This window comes from Alloprevotella rava, from assembly GCF_014195585.1.
Lineage (GTDB): Bacteria > Bacteroidota > Bacteroidia > Bacteroidales > Bacteroidaceae > Alloprevotella > Alloprevotella rava.
In genome coordinates, this window is the sequence record NZ_JACICA010000009.1 from 16,542 (window position 1) to 36,122 (window position 19,581).

Consider the following 19,581-nt stretch of genomic DNA (forward strand, 5'->3'; position numbering starts at 1 on the left):
CTATGGATATAACGTTTATCAACGTTTGCGACTTTATAGGAACTTTGGCCTTTGCTATTTCGGGTATTCGATTGGCATCGGCCAAACATTTTGATCTTTTCGGTGCCTATGTTGTTGGATTAACTACAGCTATAGGCGGTGGTACTATGCGTGATGTAATGCTTGGCCTATCGCCTTTTTGGATGACAAACTCTTTTTATCTCATTTGTTCCGCTATCGCTTTAGTATGGGTCATAATTTTTCGAAAACTCCTTGTTCGACAAAACAATACATGGTTCCTATTTGACACAATAGGTTTAGCCCTTTTTACTGTTACAGGAATGGAAAAAACATTACAAGCTGGTTTTCCATTTTGGACTGCAATCATAATGGGCTCTATAACGGGAGCTGGAGGAGGTGTACTTAGAGATGTCTTTATCAATGAGGTTCCTCTTATTTTTCGTAAAGAAATCTATGCATTAGCCTGTGTCATTGGAGGTTTTGGCTATTGGATTTGTGCGCGGTATATCGTCCCCCCACTCTATTGCTCTATTATCTGCGCATCACTGGTGATTCTTATGCGCTTTTTGGCTGTTCGATACAGACTTCATCTTCCCGTTTTAAAGGCAGAAGATGAAAGTAAGAAAGCACAAAACTAATTATTCACGATATATGATTCTTTTTCCACTTCACTGAAGTATAAATGCAAGTTTTGTACTTTTCATATCGCAGATTATATTATCTTCCAAGAGAAAGAAAGATTTATCTGCAAAATTCTAAACTTTTATTGCCGCTTCAACCTTTTCGACTTAACTTTGCAAAGCAAAGCTAAATTTGTATATGGAACCACTGAAACATGAATGTGGCGTAGCATTAGTACGCCTACTCAAACCTCTAGATTATTATCAAGAGAAATATGGCTCTTGGCAATATGGATTGAGTAAACTCTACTTGATGATGGAGAAGCAGCACAACCGTGGCCAAGAAGGCGCCGGATTGGCTTGCGTTAAAACCTTAGCAGCACCAGGAGAAGAGATTATCTACCGTGAACGATCAATGGGGGCTGGGGGTATCTCTCAGATATTCTCTGCAGTGCGGCAACGCATAGATGAGTATTCGGCTGAACAGCGTCAAGATATGGATTTTGTAAACTACCATCTTCCCTATGCAGGGGAGATTTATATGGGCCACCTTCGGTATTCAACTACTGGCAAGCGTGGCCTTAATTATATCCATCCCTTTATGCGACGTTCGAATTGGCGCGCTAAAAATCTTTGTATTTGTGCTAATTTTAACATGGCTAATGTGCCTGAAATCTTTCAAACCATTGCATCTAAAGGCCAGCATCCGCGCATGATGTCGGACACTTATATTCTCCTTGAACAGCTTGGGCATCGTCTTGATCGAGAAAGTGATCGTTGCTTTGAAGAAGCAAAGAATTTGGGCTTACAAGATAAGGATATTACAAGCTATATTGAAAACCATATAGATCTCTCGAATATACTCAAATTGAGCGCTCCTGTTTGGGATGGAGGATATGCTATCATGGGGGTAACGGGAAGTGGGGAAACTTTTGTTATGCGCGACCCGTGGGGCATTCGACCTGTTTTCTTCTACAAAAATGAAGAAGTTTTTGCCGTTGCTTCAGAGCGTCCCGTTTTGCAGACAACCTTTGATATTGATAGTGAGGATATCATTGAAATAAAACCGGGTGAAGCTTTACTCTTAAATAAAAATTGTGAGTTGCGCCACGTCCAGATTCTTGAACCACGCAAGTTTGCTGCTTGCTCCTTCGAACGTGTCTACTTTAGTCGAGGGTCTGATTGCGATATTTATCAAGAGCGTAAAACCTTAGGTAGAAGTCTTATACCTGCAGTATTGAGAGCTATCAATAACGAATTAGACAACACTGTTTTTTCTTATATCCCCAATACTGCCGAAGCTGCCTATTATGGCATGATTGAAGGATTTGAAAACCATCTTAATGGCCTAAAAACTAGAGAGATTGAAATCTTGATAAAACAAAAGCTTCCTTCAGAGGAATTTGAACAAAAAATCCACAATATCCTTAATCGCCGTATCCGAGCAGAGAAGATTGCTTGGAAAGATATTAAAATGCGCACCTTCATTGCAGAAGGTAGTGCAAGAAATGATCTTGCGGCTCATGTCTATGACATTACTTATGGGGCGTTAAAACCATATGTTGATAATCTTGTTGTCATAGATGATAGCATTGTTCGTGGTACAACTTTGCGCGAAAGCGTCATCCGAATACTTGACCGCCTTCATCCTAAACGCATTGTTATTGTTAGTTCAGCCCCCCAAGTTCGCTATCCAGACTTTTATGGCATTGACATGAGTAATATGGATGATTTCATAGCATTTAGAGCAGCTATTGAATTGCTGAAAGAACACAAAGAAACGGGGCGTATCCACAGTATATATCAACGTTGTAAAGAGCAGTTGCTATTGCCCAAAGAAGAACAATCCGAAGTTGTGCGTGACTTATATGAAGGTTTCTCACAAGAGGAAATTAGTAATAAAATGGCAGAAATGCTACGTCCTGATGGAGTTACTTGCGAAATAAAAATAGTGTACCAAACCTTAGAAGGATTACACACGGCTTGCCCTGTGAGTCCTGGAGATTGGTATTTTTCCGGACACTACCCTACACCAGGAGGTATTATGCGCGTGAATGAAGCTTTTGTGGATTTCTATGAGCATAATTCTGATAAGTTTGACATTGATAAACAGCAATACTAAGATATGCGAAGTATAACATTAGTACTCAGCGATGGGACAAAGTTCCATGGTAAATCTTTCGGCTACGAGAAACCGGTGGCTGGAGAAGTGGTATTTAATACAGCTATGATGGGCTATCCGGAAAGTCTTACTGACCCCTCCTATGCGGGACAGTTGATGACTCTGACTTTTCCGCTTGTAGGCAACTATGGCATACCTCCCTTTACTGTAGAGGAAAAGGGCATAGCCACATTTATGGAAAGTGACCGCATTCATGCAAGTGCTATAATTGTCAGTGACTATAGCGAGAAGTATTCCCATTGGAATGCCAAAGAAAATTTAGCTGATTGGCTCAAACGTGAAGAAGTTCCAGGAATTTGTGGTGTTGATACACGCCAGCTCACAAAGGTTCTTCGCGAACATGGTGTGATGATGGGTAAAATCATCTTTGATGATGAACCGGCCAACATTCCTGAAGCTGAATACGAAGGCATTAATTATGTAGCTAAAGTATCGTGCAAAGAAGTTATACACTACAATCGAGGTGCTGGTAAAAAAGTGGTACTAGTAGATTGTGGCGTAAAAAACAATATTCTCCGCTGTTTGCTTGATCGTGGTGTCGAGCTCATACGAGTGCCTTGGAACTATGATTTCAACAATATGGATTTTGATGGCCTTTTTCTTGCAAACGGACCTGGCGACCCAGACACATGTGTGGAAACTGTAAAAAACATTCAGAAATTCCTCGCCAATCCCAAGGTGCGTCCTTGCATGGGTATCTGTATGGGTAACCAATTATTATCAAAAGCAGCAGGAGCTTCTATCTATAAGTTGAAATACGGGCATCGTAGTCACAATCAGCCTGTTCGTATGGTAGGCTCTAACCAGTGCTTTATCACAAGTCAGAACCATGGCTATGCTGTTGATAGCACAACTCTTCCTTCTGATTGGGAATCATTATTTGTCAATATGAATGATGGATCTAATGAAGGTGTAAAACATAAGAAAAATCCATGGTTTTCCGCACAATTCCATCCAGAAGCTTGTAGTGGGCCTCTAGATACAGAATTTCTCTTCGATAAATTTGTAGAACTCTTGTAAAATTAGGTTTCTTAGTATGAAAGATAATATTCAAAAAGTATTACTCTTAGGCTCTGGAGCCTTGAAAATCGGTGAAGCTGGAGAGTTCGACTATTCCGGTTCGCAAGCCTTGAAAGCCCTTAAAGAAGAAGGTATAGAAACTATTCTTATCAATCCCAATATCGCTACGGTTCAAACCAGCGAAGGTGTTGCTGATAAGATCTATTTCTTGCCTGTCACTCCTTTCTTTGTTGAAAAGGTTATTCAGAAAGAAAAACCACAAGGCATTATGCTTGCTTTTGGTGGACAAACGGCTCTCAATTGTGGTGTAGAGCTCTACCGAAGTGGTATTCTTGAAAAATACAACCTGGAAGTTCTAGGTACTCCTGTCCAAGCCATTATGGACACGGAAGATCGTGAACTTTTTGTAGAAAAACTTGATGAAATTAATGTTCATACCATCAAGAGTTATGCTTGTGAAAATATAGAAACAGCGCGAAAGGCAGCTAAGAAATTAGGCTACCCTGTCATTATCAGAGCTGCCTACGCATTGGGGGGGCTTGGTTCTGGATTTTGTGATAATGAAGAAGAGCTAAATAAAATTGCAGAAAAAGCATTCTCTTTCTCTCCGCAAGTTTTAGTAGAAAAGAGCTTAAAAGGCTGGAAGGAAATTGAATATGAAGTGGTGCGTGATAACTACGATAATTGTATCACTGTATGCAACATGGAGAATTTCGATCCTCTTGGCATTCACACAGGAGAAAGTGTTGTTATCGCGCCCTCTCAAACCCTTACGAATGCTGAGTATCATAAGCTGCGCGCATTGAGCATCAAGATCGTTCGCCACATTGGTATCGTGGGTGAATGTAATGTGCAATATGCTTTCGACCCTTATTCGGAAGACTATCGCGTTATTGAGGTAAACGCACGTTTGAGTCGTTCCTCTGCTCTTGCCTCAAAAGCTACTGGCTATCCTTTGGCCTTTGTTGCAGCCAAGTTAGGTTTAGGATATGGCCTCTTTGAACTGAAGAATTCAGTAACTAAAACAACCAGTGCTTTCTTTGAACCTGCACTCGACTATGTAGTTTGCAAAATTCCACGTTGGGACTTAGGAAAATTCCATGGTGTTGATCGAGAGCTAGGTTCCAGTATGAAGTCTGTGGGTGAAGTGATGGCCATAGGACGTACCTTCGAAGAAGCCATCCAGAAAGGCATTCGAATGGTAGGTTTAGGGCTTCATGGTTTTGTAGGAAACAAAGAACTCAAAATCGCAGATATTGAAGGAAGTCTTTCAGCTCCAACAGATAAACGAATACTTGTTATCGAGAAGGCTTTCTTCGATGGAATGAGCGTTGATCGTATTCATGAACTGACCAAGATTGACAAGTGGTTCCTTTACAAACTTGAACATATCTTCAAAATCAACAAGGACCTCAAAGCATGCAGAACTATCAATAATTTAGATAACGAGCTGCTGAAAACGGCTAAGATTTATGGCTTTACTGATTTCCAAATAGCACGTGCCTTAGGTATGGAAGCTGATGTGGATATGGAGAAAGCTGTACTTGTTGTGCGCGAACGGAGAAAACAAGCAGGTATCGTTCCTTATGTTAAGCAAATCGATACACTTGCTGCTGAATACCCAGCACAGACCAACTATTTGTATCTCTCCTATTCTGCCGTTGCTCATGATGTGCAGTTTGAAAATGATCATCGTTCTGTGGTTGTTCTTGGCTCTGGAGCTTATCGTATAGGCTCTTCTGTCGAATTCGACTGGTGTGGTGTGCAAGCTCTCAATACCATTCGTAGAAACGGCTATCGCAGTGTCATGATCAACTACAATCCTGAGACTGTTTCTACAGACTATGATATGTGCGACCGTCTATATTTTGACGAATTGACTTTTGAACGTGTCATGGACATCCTCGACCTTGAGAATCCATATGGCGTTGTCGTATCTACAGGTGGACAGATCCCCCAAAACTTGGCAATGCGTATGGATCAGCAGAACATTCCTATTCTGGGAACTCAAGCCAAGTATATCGACAATGCTGAAGATCGCGAAAAGTTCTCGGCAATGCTAGGACGTATCGGTGTAGATCAACCAGAATGGAGTGCATTGACGACACTAGAGGACATTCGCAAGTTCATTGACAAAGTAGGCTTTCCCGTTCTAGTGCGTCCTTCCTATGTACTCTCAGGCGCTGCTATGAATGTTTGCTCTAATGATGAAGAATTAGAACGCTTCTTGAAACTTGCGGCAAATGTGTCCAAGAAACATCCTGTAGTAGTGAGCAAATTCTTGCTCCATGCAAAGGAAGTGGAAATGGATGCAGTTGCAAAAGATGGTGAGATCTTTGCCTACGCTATCAGTGAGCACGTAGAATTTGCTGGTGTACACTCTGGAGATGCTACCATTCAATTCCCTCCCCAAAAACTTTATGTAGAAACGGTTCGCCGCATCAAGAGAATTTCTCGACAGATTGCACACGAGTTGCATATTAGTGGACCATTCAATATCCAATTTTTGGCAAAAGAAAATGATATTAAGGTCATCGAATGTAATCTGCGCGCCTCTCGTTCATTCCCATTTGTAAGTAAGGTACTGAAGATAAATCTTATAGAATTGGCTACCCGAGTGATGCTTGGTCTTCCTGTGGAAAAGCTCAATAAGAACCTTTTCGATTTAGATTATGTCGGTGTAAAGGCCAGTCAGTTCTCATTCAATCGTCTACAAAATGCTGACCCAGTGCTAGGTGTTGATATGGTTTCAACGGGTGAAGTAGGTTGTATTGGTGAAGATTCCAGAACAGCGCTGCTGAAGAGTATGTTGTCCGTTGGCTTGCGAATACCAAAGAATAGTGTACTCCTCTCAACGGGTAACGGACTTCAGAAAGCCGATATGCTGACTGCATCACAGTTATTAGCACAACGTGGTTATACCATCTATGCTACAAAAGGAACAAACCAATATCTAACAGAAAATGGCATCAAGAACACTCGTGTATATTGGCCCACTGAGGAAGGAACACCACAAGTCATCGACTTACTTCGTGAGAAGAAAATAGATATGGTTGTAAATATCCCACACGATCTCTCCAGTAGAGAAATTACAAATGGTTATCGTGTACGTCGTACAGCCATTGATTTAAACATACCACTACTCACAAACGCCCGACTTGCGAGTTCTTTCATCCATGCATTTGCAACGGTTGATATTGACGACTTAGACATTAAGAGCTGGGATGAATATTAAAAAGAATAAGTCCTACTATATTATCGCCACTTCCTGAATACCAGAAAGTGGCGATTTGCTTAATAACAACAGCAGGAAAAGTCTGTGTTTTATGCGGACTTCTTTCATTTACAGCTTTTCTTTATATTCTATTTTATAAAATAACGTGAGTTCGACGAATTCAGAACAGAGCAAGCTGTGTGTCAATTGTCCTTTGTACATTGATAGATGGTTTCTTTGGAAATAGGCAATAGGCTGCAATGCCCCCTAATAACCTCAATTCGGGATAAGCAGTTTTTCCTTTTCCTCAAAAAAGTTTCAATAAAAGCCTAAAAAGAGGAACTGCTTATCCCGAATTGAGGTTATTAGGCAAAAAAGGCACTCGAAAAGAACTTGCAAGTATAAATGTGTCATGTAATTTTCGTAATTTTGCCTTACAAATTTTTGAAGCAATCAAATCATTAGGAAAAATAATACAATGGGTGGTAGGTATAGTGCTTAGTCTATACCTACTCATATTATTTGTAATAAACTTCTCTCTAACTCAACGCATCATAGCAAATGGTATTCAAGAAGCATTGTCAGAGAAGTTACACACCACGGTAACAATTGGTGGTATCAATATAGGTCTGTTTAATCGCGTCATCATTAAAGACCTAAAAATAAAGGACCAAAGCCAGCACCCCTTACTTGGATGCGAATTGGCAACAGCTAAAATTGAAATAAAACCGCTACTATGGGGAGAGATTTCTCTAAGAACTATTTCGCTCTTAGACGCAAATATACAACTCTATAAGAAAACGGCGAACTCCCCCACGAATTTCCAATTCATCATCGATGCACTGAAATCAAAGGAGGAGAAAAAAGAAGCTGCACTAAATCTTCGTATCAATAGTATTATCTTGCGCCGTGTCAATCTCACCTGGAATGAATGGCACAAAGCACAGACTCCTGGGAAAATCAATTTTTCTCACCTCTCTGTAAGAGATATTAGTTCCAATATTAGTTTAAAACGTCTCACTCCAGATAGTATCAATCTTCGTGTGCGTGCTCTCGCATTTGAGGAGCGAAGCGGTTTGGATGTTGAAAAACTAACGCTCCGGCTTGTTGCCAACCATCATAAAGCAGTGCTGACAAACTTCGATTTACGGTTGTCAAACTCTTTTATAAATCAAAGTCGTATCATTTTTACATACGATGACAGCTCTACACAAACACTTGGACATACCCTTACATGCCGAGGCATTATAGATCAAGCCCAGCTGTCAACGGAGGACTTTGCTTTTGCTCTTCCTGTGCTTAAAGATCTTAAAGAAACTTTTTCACTATCCACTGATTACTCGGTGAACAACAATAGGTTAAAATTCAACAATATTCGAATAAAGAACCAAAATAAGAATCTAACTCTATTAGCTTCTGTTGCGCTAAATAGAACAAAAGGAGAAATCAACAACCTAGCCCTAAACATCCGCCAGTTCTCACTAACACAGTTTTTGGGAGAGAAACTTTTTACGCATTTCAGCCACAAACAAATGCCCGCTATTCTCACGCGCATAGGAAATGTTGAGTACTCTGGCATTGCACGAATAAAATTCGGCGAATCCTATTTAGCTAAAGGTCTATTGAAAACTAGCATTGGAAACTTCAATGAAGAGCTTGCTTATAAAGGCAAACGACTATCAGGAAATATTGAAGGAAAAGATTTTGCATTAGCCGAAATGATAGGAAAGAAAGAACTCCCCTCTCAAATAACATTCAAACTCAAAGGAGAGATGTTGCTTGACAAACAAACACCAGAAGCAAATGCCAATATAAATTTGGAGAAGTTTGAGTATAACAACTATCTCTACCACGGTGTTGCAAGCCAGCTAAAACTAGCAAAGCAGCATTTTGCTGTAAATCTCAAATCAACAGACCCCAATGCGCTACTAGGAGCAAACATTGAGGGAAATCTTGAAAAGTTGATACCCCAGAATATCCGCGTAATAGCAGATATTCACAAGCTGACCCCATCCGCTCTACACCTGACACAACACTTTGGAAAAGCCAGCTTTTCTACATCGCTTAAAGGAACATTGAAGGATATGGACTTCAAAAATCCTGTTGCCCAGTTACAAATACGCAACTTTAATATGTTTAATACTGATTCCGCCTATCAGTGTCAGCAACTAAATATCTCAACCACTACACAGTCCTTACACCTGAGAAGCGACTTTGCAGATGCAGACATCCAAGGGCCAATGGATTTACAGAGGGTCAAAAGGTGTGTACTCCATATCTTGTCTAAATCAGTCCAAGGCCTTAAAAAACCGACAGTAAAAGGGAAAGAAGACAAATGGGCTTTTAATGTACAAATAAAGAAAACGGATATTTTCCGCCGTCTCCTCAATATCCGCGTGTACACATCAAGTATCACGACACTCCGAGGCTATATTAATCAAGAAGGGAATGCCACATCTGTTGTTTTCGATACAAAAGACATCTCATACAATGAGCTTAAACTGAAATATATAAGCTTGTACTTCAACAGTAAAGAAGAATATAGCGAACTATTACTACAAGCTAAGAAAACCTTTGGAGAAACCGATATCCAAATGGTCATTGACGGAAAAACAGAAATGGGAAAAGTACTAACAAATGTCTATTGGGATGAGAATAGAAATCACGAAATTGGAGGCTCGTTAAAATTTACTACTAAATTCTCAAACGAAGGAAAACTTATCAACATTGATATTCACCCTACTAACTTTCACATAGGAGATAGTATCTGGGATATTGACAAAGGCCAACTTGCTTACATGCAAAAGAGTCTTGACATTAGAGTTTTTTCAATAAGACACGCCGACCAAAAACTAAATATTTTTGGAAAACTATCCTCCAGCCCGAAGGACTCAATTTGTGCTGAACTAGAAAAGATAGATGTAGCTTACATCATGAATCTTGTGGACTTTCACGCAGTAGATTTTACGGGGAAAGCATCAGGAACAGCAAGTCTTTCCCATGGTCAAAGAGGCAACCAACTTTCTGCAGATTTACACATTCCAGACTTCTATCTAAACGATGGACCTCTTGGTGATCTACATCTATTGGGAAGCTTTGACTTCCCTAATGAGCAAATCAATCTTGATGGAGATATCGTTGATGGTGATACAGCTAGAACGAAAGTAAAGGGATATGTCAATCTGCATCAGAAACAATTACAACTAGACATCAATAGTCAGAAAACAAACTTAGTATTTTTGAATCGTTATATCAGTGGAATCTTTGATAATTTCCAAGGAAGAGGAACGGGATATTGCCGCATCTTTGGCCCTCTCAAAGATTTAGATTTTGAGGGAGATGTGGATGCATGGGCAAAAGCAAAAATTCAAGCGACAGGAGGATCATATCTTATAAGCAATGGACACGTAACGATTCAACCTGGAATATTCTCTTTCCACAACTTTACTATATCTGATGAAAAAGGAGGAAATGGAACAGTTAATGGTACCTTACAACATACGCACCTAAAGGATTTGCGCTATAACTTTGATATAGAAGCAAAACAACTACATGTATTCAATCTGCCTCCAAATATAGATCTCCCCTTCTATGCTACTGCTTATGGAACAGGACACGTAGCACTGAAAGGCTTCCCTAATAATTTGCAGATAGATTTGAATATGCGCCCAGAAAGAGGTACGGTATTTACTTATATGGTCAACAGCCCGGATAATTTCACTAATGTTCCCTTTATCAGGTTTGGGACGCACAAAGATAGTACACATTCCTTTCCGTTCTTGTCCTTCGAAAAGCAAGAGCCGACAAAAATACTCAAAGACAGCACAGAGAGCAGTTCTACTAACATCCGTATGAATATGCTTTTTGACGTCACACCAGACGCCACAATAAAGGTGATTATGAACGAAAAAACGAGCGATGCCATTACTACGCATGGAAGCGGCCCAATACGTGTTAACTATTATAATAAAGGTAGTTTCAATATGTATGGAACTTATACGATTGAGAGTGGGACCTATAAAATGAGTATCCAGAATATCATACGAAAAGACTTTTCCTTTACCCAAGGCAGTAAAATAATCTTCAATGGCGCCCCGTATCAGGGCGACCTCAATATGCAAGCTGTATATGCCATCAATTCTGCTTCACTTGCCGACTTAAATATCGGAAGGAATTTCAGTACAAATACGACACGCGTGAATTGCCTGCTGAATTTCCGGGGAAAAGTACAGAAGCCTGAAGTAAACTTCGACCTTGATTTGCCAAATGTGAATGAAGACGAGAAGCAAATGGTAAGACGTCTGATTGCAACTGAAGAAGATATGAATATGCAAATTATTTACCTTCTTGGAGTTGGTAGATTCTACGCCCCGAATCACTCACAAATAGCGACAAATAGTAATGAAACTCAAACAGGAGCAGCAATGAAATCGTTTTTATCATCTACTCTTTCAAACCAATTTAATAGCATCATTTCCAATGTAATGAACACTTCAAACTGGACTTTTGGTGCAAATCTTTCAACAGGATCTTTAGGCACTAACACTATGGAAGTGGAAGGTTTGCTAAGTGGGCGTCTACTCAATAACCGTTTACTTATCAATGGAAACTTTGGTTACCGAGACAACACTTATAATACAACAAACTTTGTTGGTGACTTTAACGTACAATACTTTCTTACGAAAAGAGGGAGTTTAAGTTTGAAAGCATACAGTGAAACTAACGACAGATACTTCACTCAATCTACACTTACCACGCAGGGAATTGGGATCTTGCTTAAACGAGATTTCAATAACATGGGAGAACTCTTCCGATGGCTGAAACCTTCTCGTTCGTCACAAAAGAAGAAACGTTAGCACTCATATAAAAAATTACACTATAGAAAAGCGTCACTCCGCCATCACTTTTTCGAACAGATCAATAAGTTACCAGAAAAAATGGAAAATACTACCATTTGCGCCATATCAACAGCTCCAGAAGGAGCTTTGGGAATTGTACGTGTATCAGGGCCTAAAGCTATCGAAATTACAGAACATATCTTTGACCGTCCGTTAAAGAACCGTTCAGCGAACACTATTGTCTTTGGACATATAATAGACGAAGATTGCGTATTGGACGAGGTGTTGGTCAGCATTTTTCTTGCGCCACATTCCTACTCTGGAGAGGATGCAATAGAGATATCGTGTCATGGCTCTAAATACATACTACAGCGTTGCATTGAATTACTTATTCAAGCTGGATGCGCAATGGCTGAACCTGGAGAATTTACAAAACGTGCCTTCCTCAATGGGAAGATGGATCTTAGTCAAGCGGAAGCTGTAGCAGATTTGATCACATCATCGACAAAAGCCTCTCATCACTTGGCCATGAATCAGATGAGGGGGAACTACAGTATGGCACTGAAAAACCTTCGAGATAAGTTGCTGCATCTGACATCACTACTAGAGTTAGAACTTGACTTTTCTGACCACGAAGACTTAGTATTTGCAGATCGAACAGAGCTCACCAAAATCGCCACTGACATCAACAAACACATCGCTCAGCTATTGAAGAGTTTCCGCTTTGGAAATGCCATAAAAAATGGTATACCGGTAGCCATTATAGGCCAAACCAATGCAGGTAAGTCTACTATCTTAAATGCGCTAGTGGGAGAAGAGAAAGCTATTGTCAGTAATATTCATGGAACGACGCGAGACATCATTGAAGATGTTGTAAACATCGAAGGAATACCATTCAGATTCATTGACACGGCAGGTTTACGCAATACGACTGACACTATTGAACGATTGGGGATTGAGCGAAGCTACGTTCAACTAGAAAAGGCTGATATAGTACTATGGGTCATTGATGCTTTATTCCTCGAAAACGATATTCAAGATTTATCTGAACGCATTCTCCCCCATTGTGAGAATAAACAGTTAGTATTGGTCATCAACAAATGCGATTTAGCAGCTGATACCCCACAAGGCGCAGCGAAGATAAAAGAAAGCGTTGAGAAACTACTGAAAAGTTGTCCCAAAGAAACTCACAAAATCATGATGACTGCCCATCAAGAGAAAGACATCTCTCGCCTCCAAAACATTTTTCCTACACTCATTGATCGTACAAAGTTTGAAGGGGCCACCTCTTCTATTGTCGTAACAAATCTTCGCCACTACGACGCATTTAATCGTGCAAAAAAATCTATTGAGCAAGCTCTTTCCGCTCTCCACCTTGGCTTGTCGGGTGAACTGATCAGCGAAGATTTGCGATCCTGTATTCGCGCACTCTCTGAAATTGTTGGAGAAGTAAATACTCAAGAGGTCCTCTCCAATATCTTCTCCAAATTCTGTATCGGCAAGTAATTTCTAATTACAACCGATAATCAAATATCACCAAATATCGAAAAGGCGTTCATTATGAGCGCCTTTCTTTTTGCTCTTTCTCTTCGTTAGGCATCATTCGGAGCCGTTCTTTCGCTCATTCTTGTACCTTATTTGTACCGCAAGCAGCTCGCCAACCCTCCAACCCCTCGCGTATATACCGAGATACTGGACAAATGAGACATGGTGCTACACCAATAGACAGTACACAACAAGAATATAGCGAAATGACAGCGAGCAAAATTCCAATCAAAAAAGTATGTGAGCACTGCAAACAGGAGTTTGTAGCATGGAAGACTACGACCAAATACTGCTCACACCAATGTAATAGCAGAGCCTATAAAAGCAGACGAAGAGAAGAACGAGTACAGCGAACTGAGGTTAATGAGCAAGAGAAGAAAGTCAAAGACCTCATAGACAAACCTTACCTCTCCATTGCAGAAGCAGGGCGATTGCTGGGTATCAGTAGACATACGATATATAGGTATATCTACTCAGGGCGGTTGAGGGCTTATAATATGAGTTCTCAACGCTCAATCGTCAAGCGTGAAGACATAGAACAGATGCTGGCGGAGCGACCTTATGAAAAGCGACAGCCCCGAGATGCGATTGTAATCACTGAACTATATACAACCGACGAGGTATGCGATACCTACGACATTTCTCGTGCAGCTCTCTTTGCGATAGCTAAGCGAGAGAATATCCCTCGTACTCATAACCGAGGAAAGACCTATTGGAGCAAACGACACATCGATGCCTACTTTGCGAAGAAAGCTCCCGATGCTTCCATTACCGAATGGTGTACAGCCGAAGATATATCGGCTCGCTTTGGTATGACTATTACAGCGGTCTATAATTTCGTCTTTGACCACAACATTCCCAAGAAGAAGGTCAAAGGAAAGAGTCATTACTCGACTCGACATGTAGAAGAAACCAAAGGGGGACTTGATGCCACCGCACCGAGTTACTACACCGTCAAAGAGGCGATGGCTAAGTATGGTCTCACTCGTGACCAACTCTATCACTACACCAAGCAACACAACATACCGAAGGTGAAACAAGGGCGTAATGTCCTTATCTCCCAGCGAGAACTCGATGAAGCATTACAACCACCAACCATCATTCGATAAGTTATTTCTCGGTGCTTTGCCCCACCGAAAGAACACTGATTTCTTTTGCAGACAAACAATAAGTATCACCCACTAATCAATAAAAGTATGAGACATACATGTACTAAAGTAACATTGAGACAGAAATTGTATGACAGCGGACGGATTTCGCTTTATTTGGACTACTATCCTGCTATCCGTAATCCCGAGACAATGCAGATGACAAGACGAGAGTATCTGGGCATCTATCTATACGCCCATCCCAAGAATGAGATGGAGCGTTCGTTCAATAATGATATGCTGAACAAAGCCGAAGCCATCCGTTGTATTCGTGTTCAGTCGCTCATCAATGAGGAGTTCGGGTTCCTTGATAGGACTAAAATGAAAACCGATTTCCTTGCCTACTTCTTGAAGATGTGCCGAAAGAAAGATCAGAAGTGGCGCATCGTCTATCAACATTTCTATAACTATGTGCAAGGACATTGCACCTTCGGAGATGTGACAATAGAACTTTGTCAAGGCTTTCGAGAGTATCTCCTCAATGCCAAGCAACTCAAACGAAAAGGGAAAGTGTCCGTTAATTCGGCATCGGGCTACTTCTCCACCTTTCGGGGATTGCTGAAGATTGCCTACCGAGACAAATGGCTGAGAGAGAATATCAATGATTTCTTGGACAAGATAGAGGCTAAGGAGGTCAAGAAAGAGTATCTAACCCTTGATGAGGTGAAGTTATTGGCACAAACACCTTGTGAACACGAGGTTCTTAAACGAGCCTCCCTCTTCTCCTGCCTTACAGGATTACGTATCAGTGATATTCTGAACCTCTGCTGGGAAGACTTTGAACTTGCTCCAGACCAAGGGTATTGTATTCGTATCAAGACACAGAAAACTTCGACCGAAGCCACTCTCCCTATCAGCTACGAAGCCTATGAATTGTGTGGCGAACCGAGTTCGGGCAAAGTCTTTAGGGGCTTACAGCGAAGCATGATAAACTATCCGCTAAAGAAATGGATCAAGCAAGCAGGTATCACGAAGCATATCACCTTCCACTGCTTCCGCCATTCTTATGCTGTGATACAAATTTCATTAGGTACAGACATCTACACGGTATCCAAGATGCTAACGCATAAGAACGTCTCCACGACTCAAATCTATGCTGATCTTGTGAACTCGAAAAAGCGTGAAACGGCTGAGAAGATTTCTCTAAAGTGAAACTTGTATTTACTTCCTTTTCCCTATAGTTCCTGCTATTTCCCTAAGTAATGAATGGTGATGAATACTTGTCTATGTTTGCACCAAAGCATAGATAAGTATGAAACCATCAAGCATTAACGATAACTATATTCCTCAAATAATCACCCTCGGGTGTATTGCCCTATTGTCCCTTGCCGTTCGTTCTACTACTTTGAGTTGTGGAGCGGACGGCTTTACTGCGTTCTGCATTTTTCTTATTTGTTCCGTAATCTTCTTTTTGCTCTTTCTGGCGGTGCAATCATTGCTCGAAGAATTCTTCGGGCATATCTTCAGACCTCAGGAGAGAGAGGTCATCGAACCTCCGAAGACAACTATCCCCTCTCCATTGCCTTCCAACTATGAACAGTTTCGTCAAGAGGCTTTTCAAGTAAAGGCAAGAGAAGAGCAAAAGAAAATGGAAGTCGTCACCTCCTATACCCAAAGGACACTTGCAGCCTATATGAGCGAGGAAGAGCTGACAAAACTTTGCGAACAGATCATTCACTATCTATCCTCTGAATGGAGCGTAGAGAATAGCCAAAACATCAAAGTATCCTCCCAACTCAAAAGCATTGATCTAATGCACTTCGGATGGAACATATCTCGCCCTTTCGGAAAGAAAAGAGAGGATATAGCCCTTTTCCTCAAACACACTTTTGCCCATACCTTGAAAGATGTAGAGGTGAGTTCTATCCAACGAAAGCTCACCAATACAGAGGGGAAATACCTTATTCATCTCTGTAAAGACCTTGTCATTGATGAGCATTCAACCCCATTAGAAAAGTTATCCAAAAGTTACTTGAAGGTGTTGTAGCGCACCGAGAGAACACCGATTTCCTTTGCTCGCAAATAATCAGAAACCCGCAGGGCAACCTGCACAAATTTATTTGCGAACATGGACAAAGAAATTACATTCGACAAGTTACCTGAAGCGGTAACGTATCTGACCGAACAGGTCTCCGCCATCAAAGAGATGGTTTCGGCACTGCGCCCTCCTATACCTGAGGAGAAGTCTCTCATTGGTATAGATGAAGCGTGCGAAGTCATTCAAAAAGCAAAACCTACCATCTATGCTCTCGTCCGTAAGGGGATTATCCCTGCTTACAAACGAGGCAAGAAGCTCTATTTCTATAAAGAAGAGCTACTGCAATGGGTAGAAAGCGGACGTAAAGGCATCACTTATACGCCCTCCTCAGAGGAACAATTATCCTCTATAAGAGTAGGCATCCGACACAAGCCTAAATCATTCAAAGGATAATGGGCTATGGGAGAACAAACAATCGTGCCAGAAGTCCTGCTGGATAAAGCCATCGAATTGGGATTGTCATTCTCTGACTCTGCTTTTCCCATTGGTATCTTTCCCTCTGAGATACGAAACATCATTGCAGAAGTCCACGAGTGTCAAGGTTTTCCTATCGACTATATCGCATCGGCAATGCTGGTGGCTATCGCTGTTGGCATAGGGAATACGCATCTTGTCCAACTCAAACGAGGGTGGCAAGAGAGTGCAATGCTTTATGTGGCATTAGTCGGACGCCCAGGCACGAACAAAAGTCATCCTCTTAGTTTTGCGATGAAGCCTTTTCTTGACTTTGACTATCAGGAGAATAAACTCTACGAACAAGCCTACTCTGAGTATGACTATGTTGTACGAATGAGCCGTAAGGAGCGTATAGAGGCTGGTTATTCAGAGCAACCTACAGAACCGATACGAAGAAGATTTATCGTCTCTGACATCACGCCCGAAGGTTTGAGTTTTATCCATGCTCAGAATAAGCGAGGTCTTTGCTTGTGGACGGATGAACTCTCGGCTTGGTTCAAGAACTTCAATCGCTACAATAGCGGTTCCGAGGAGCAGTTTTGGCTCTCTGTGTTCAGTGCCAAGGCAACCATCAGTGATCGCAAGGGAAATCGGAGTTCCATCTTTATCAAGCGTCCCTTTATCTCTGTTGTAGGCACCATCCAAAAGAAGATCCTCGGAGAGCTATCCAAAGGAGAACGCTCCAGTAACGGCTTTATAGATCGTATTCTTTTTGTGATGCCCAACCTACAGCAGAAAGCACGATGGAGCAAAACAGAACTTCTCGAAAGCACTGAAGGACGATGGTCGAGTATCATTCAGCAACTTATTGAGATGCCTTGCTCCAAAGACGAAGAGGGCGAACTACTTCCTGAGATTATCCCTTTTGCCGAAGATGCTAAGGCTAGACTTTATATGTGGCAAGAGGAGCATGCCAAGCTTTGCGATACCGAACCCAACGAAACTCTCGTCGGAGTCTACTGTAAGTTGGAAGTGTATGTCATTCGCTTTTGTCTCATCATCCAAATGGCTCATTGGGCGTGTTCCGAGGGAGATAAAACCGAGATTGACCTCGTTTCTGTGGAACGAGCCATCACTCTTACCGAGTATTTTCTCCATTCGGCACAGCAAGTGCACTCAGAGATTGCAGGTATTCAGCTCACTCAGCAACAGCAACAACTCCTTGCCGAACTGCCAGCATCCTTTCAGACTGCCGAAGCCCTGAGTATTGCCGAGCGATTGGGGATGAAAGAGAGGGCTTTTAAGGATTTTCTCAGTCGTAATATCGGACACCTCTTCGCTAAGGAGCGACACGGACTTTACCATAAACTCAATGTTTAACCCAGCGCACTTTCTGCATTATCAGCATTTCCCTATTCCTTATTAACCCGAAAGTGTACAAAGTGCAGATAGTGTGCTATTCAAATCAAATTTATCAATGAGCAATTATAGATTCAAATTAGAACCATATAAAGGTGTGCGCACACGCCACACCTGCCCAGCCTGCGAACGTCCCAGATGCTTTGCTCGCTACATAGACACAGAGGGAAAAATCGAGTTCCCTGATAACGTAGGACGTTGCGATCACGAACAGCGTTGTGGCTACCACTTGACACCCAAAGATTACTTTACCGAGCATTCATTAGCGAAAGAAGAGTTGTATTCGTCTGATAGCACCGACTACAAACCGACACCAATCACTCTACCGCCATCCTTCATTGAGAAAGCAACGATGGAGCAGACCTTGAGAGGATATAAGCATAACAACCTCTATTGCTTTCTTTCCGAACAACTTGGAGAGGACGAAGCACTCCAATTGGTACATCGTTATCACGTTGGCACATCTAAACATTGGGAAGGAGCAACCATATTCTGGCAGATAGACACTATCGGAAGAGTCAGAACAGGCAAGATTATGCTCTACAATCCAGAGACTGGCAAGCGAGTAAAGCAACCTTTCAACCACATCACATGGGTACATAGTCTGCTCAAATCTCCAAACTACAACCTTAGTCAATGCTTTTTCGGAGAACATCTTCTTGATGCCGACAAGCAGAAACCAATCGCTCTGGTTGAGAGCGAAAAGACGGCACTTATTGCCTCTCATTATCTACCTCAATATCTGTGGCTGGCAACTAGCGGAAAGCATGGATGTTTCAAAAGCAGCAATCTCGTCCCCCTCTTCGGGCGTCAGGTAGTTCTCTTTCCCGACCTCGGAGCAACGGACTATTGGCAAGAGAAACTAAAGATGATGCAGAGCCTCGGAATGGAGGTGCAGCTCTTTGATTATTTGGAGAAACACGCTCCTCTTCAAGACCAGCAAGCTGGCTGCGATATTGCCGATTATCTCCTCCAAATCAAAACACAAACTAGTGTGCTGAAAGACCTCATTCGGCAAAATCCCAACCTCCAACTTTTGGTTGATAAACTCGGGCTTCAGGTCGTGAAAGAGCAAAGATTGGCACAACCTCTTCCACAGAAGAGAAGACTGCATAGGTAGAGAAGCAAGTTTGTGTTTTGGGTAACCCAAAACCTACTCAA

The 19,581-nt window shown here is 41.6% G+C and carries 12 protein-coding genes and 1 pseudogene; 12 read left to right on the forward strand and 1 reads right to left on the reverse strand.

The annotated features are described in order from the left end of the window. The first annotated feature begins 2 nt into the window (after positions 1–2). The 4 genes from FHS60_RS07880 to carB all read left to right on the forward strand — a co-directional run bounded on the left by FHS60_RS07880 (position 3) and on the right by carB (position 7,057). The gene (locus tag FHS60_RS07880; protein WP_009346515.1) at positions 3–638 is read left to right on the forward strand and encodes a trimeric intracellular cation channel family protein; all 636 of its coding nucleotides are present in this window, start codon (positions 3–5) and stop codon (positions 636–638) included. A 181-nt stretch (positions 639–819) separates the two neighbouring features. Further along, complete coding sequence (locus tag FHS60_RS07885) at positions 820–2,742, forward strand: amidophosphoribosyltransferase (RefSeq protein ID WP_040597179.1); 1,923 nt, start codon at positions 820–822, stop codon at positions 2,740–2,742. Positions 2,743–2,745: 3 nt separating this feature from the next. Further along, positions 2,746–3,822 carry a glutamine-hydrolyzing carbamoyl-phosphate synthase small subunit gene (gene carA, locus FHS60_RS07890; protein WP_183697356.1) on the forward strand — a complete coding sequence of 359 codons (1,077 nt, stop codon included), beginning with the start codon at positions 2,746–2,748 and terminating at the stop codon, positions 3,820–3,822. 16 nt (positions 3,823–3,838) lie between these two features. Continuing rightward, positions 3,839–7,057 (forward strand): carbamoyl-phosphate synthase (glutamine-hydrolyzing) large subunit, encoded by a 3,219-nt coding sequence (gene carB, locus FHS60_RS07895; RefSeq protein WP_009346512.1) that lies wholly within the window; start codon positions 3,839–3,841, stop codon positions 7,055–7,057. Positions 7,058–7,217: 160 nt separating this feature from the next. Here the strand turns inward: carB and FHS60_RS10355 are convergent. Beyond that, positions 7,218–7,316 (reverse strand): annotated as a pseudogene (locus FHS60_RS10355) (IS982 family transposase); the annotation flags it as partial. Between the two features lie 76 nt (positions 7,317–7,392). Between FHS60_RS10355 and FHS60_RS07900 the strand changes: the two are divergent. The 8 genes from FHS60_RS07900 (at position 7,393) to FHS60_RS07935 (ending at position 19,540) form a co-directional block, all read left to right on the forward strand. Beyond that, positions 7,393–11,892, forward strand: a complete 4,500-nt coding sequence (locus tag FHS60_RS07900) for a translocation/assembly module TamB domain-containing protein (protein ID WP_183697359.1) — start codon at positions 7,393–7,395, stop codon at positions 11,890–11,892. A gap of 81 nt (positions 11,893–11,973) precedes the next feature. Then, entirely contained in the window at positions 11,974–13,380 is a 1,407-nt protein-coding gene (gene mnmE / locus FHS60_RS07905; RefSeq protein ID WP_183697362.1) for a tRNA uridine-5-carboxymethylaminomethyl(34) synthesis GTPase MnmE, read from the forward strand. Between the two features lie 245 nt (positions 13,381–13,625). Further along, the gene (locus FHS60_RS07910; RefSeq protein ID WP_183697365.1) at positions 13,626–14,528 is read left to right on the forward strand and encodes a helix-turn-helix domain-containing protein; all 903 of its coding nucleotides are present in this window, start codon (positions 13,626–13,628) and stop codon (positions 14,526–14,528) included. A gap of 87 nt (positions 14,529–14,615) precedes the next feature. Next, a complete protein-coding gene (locus tag FHS60_RS07915) occupies positions 14,616–15,719 on the forward strand; it encodes a site-specific integrase (protein WP_183697367.1) in 1,104 nt (367 codons plus the stop codon). A gap of 100 nt (positions 15,720–15,819) precedes the next feature. Beyond that, complete coding sequence (locus tag FHS60_RS07920; protein ID WP_183697370.1) at positions 15,820–16,554, forward strand: mobilization protein; 735 nt, start codon at positions 15,820–15,822, stop codon at positions 16,552–16,554. Between the two features lie 81 nt (positions 16,555–16,635). Then, complete coding sequence (locus FHS60_RS07925; RefSeq protein ID WP_183697373.1) at positions 16,636–16,998, forward strand: helix-turn-helix domain-containing protein; 363 nt, start codon at positions 16,636–16,638, stop codon at positions 16,996–16,998. A 6-nt stretch (positions 16,999–17,004) separates the two neighbouring features. Then, positions 17,005–18,381: a DUF3987 domain-containing protein gene (locus tag FHS60_RS07930; RefSeq protein ID WP_183697376.1), complete on the forward strand. Its 1,377-nt coding sequence runs from the start codon at positions 17,005–17,007 to the stop codon at positions 18,379–18,381. 97 nt (positions 18,382–18,478) lie between these two features. Beyond that, positions 18,479–19,540 carry a DUF6371 domain-containing protein gene (locus FHS60_RS07935; RefSeq protein ID WP_183697379.1) on the forward strand — a complete coding sequence of 354 codons (1,062 nt, stop codon included), beginning with the start codon at positions 18,479–18,481 and terminating at the stop codon, positions 19,538–19,540. The last annotated feature ends 41 nt before the right edge of the window (positions 19,541–19,581 follow it).

Bases quoted from the DNA above. Each gene is read 5' to 3' on its own strand.
- FHS60_RS07910 (WP_183697365.1), top strand. From the start codon at position 13,626: ATGACAGCGAGCAAAATTCCAATCAAAAAAGTATGTGAGCACTGCAAA.
- FHS60_RS07925 (WP_183697373.1), top strand. From the start codon at position 16,636: ATGGACAAAGAAATTACATTCGACAAGTTACCTGAAGCGGTAACGTAT.
- FHS60_RS07930 (WP_183697376.1), top strand. From the start codon at position 17,005: ATGGGAGAACAAACAATCGTGCCAGAAGTCCTGCTGGATAAAGCCATC.
- carA (WP_183697356.1), top strand. From the start codon at position 2,746: ATGCGAAGTATAACATTAGTACTCAGCGATGGGACAAAGTTCCATGGT.
- carB (WP_009346512.1), top strand. From the start codon at position 3,839: ATGAAAGATAATATTCAAAAAGTATTACTCTTAGGCTCTGGAGCCTTG.
- FHS60_RS07935 (WP_183697379.1), top strand. From the start codon at position 18,479: ATGAGCAATTATAGATTCAAATTAGAACCATATAAAGGTGTGCGCACA.
- mnmE (WP_183697362.1), top strand. From the start codon at position 11,974: ATGGAAAATACTACCATTTGCGCCATATCAACAGCTCCAGAAGGAGCT.
- FHS60_RS07920 (WP_183697370.1), top strand. From the start codon at position 15,820: ATGAAACCATCAAGCATTAACGATAACTATATTCCTCAAATAATCACC.
- FHS60_RS07880 (WP_009346515.1), top strand. From the start codon at position 3: ATGGATATAACGTTTATCAACGTTTGCGACTTTATAGGAACTTTGGCC.
- FHS60_RS07915 (WP_183697367.1), top strand. From the start codon at position 14,616: ATGAGACATACATGTACTAAAGTAACATTGAGACAGAAATTGTATGAC.
- FHS60_RS07885 (WP_040597179.1), top strand. From the start codon at position 820: ATGGAACCACTGAAACATGAATGTGGCGTAGCATTAGTACGCCTACTC.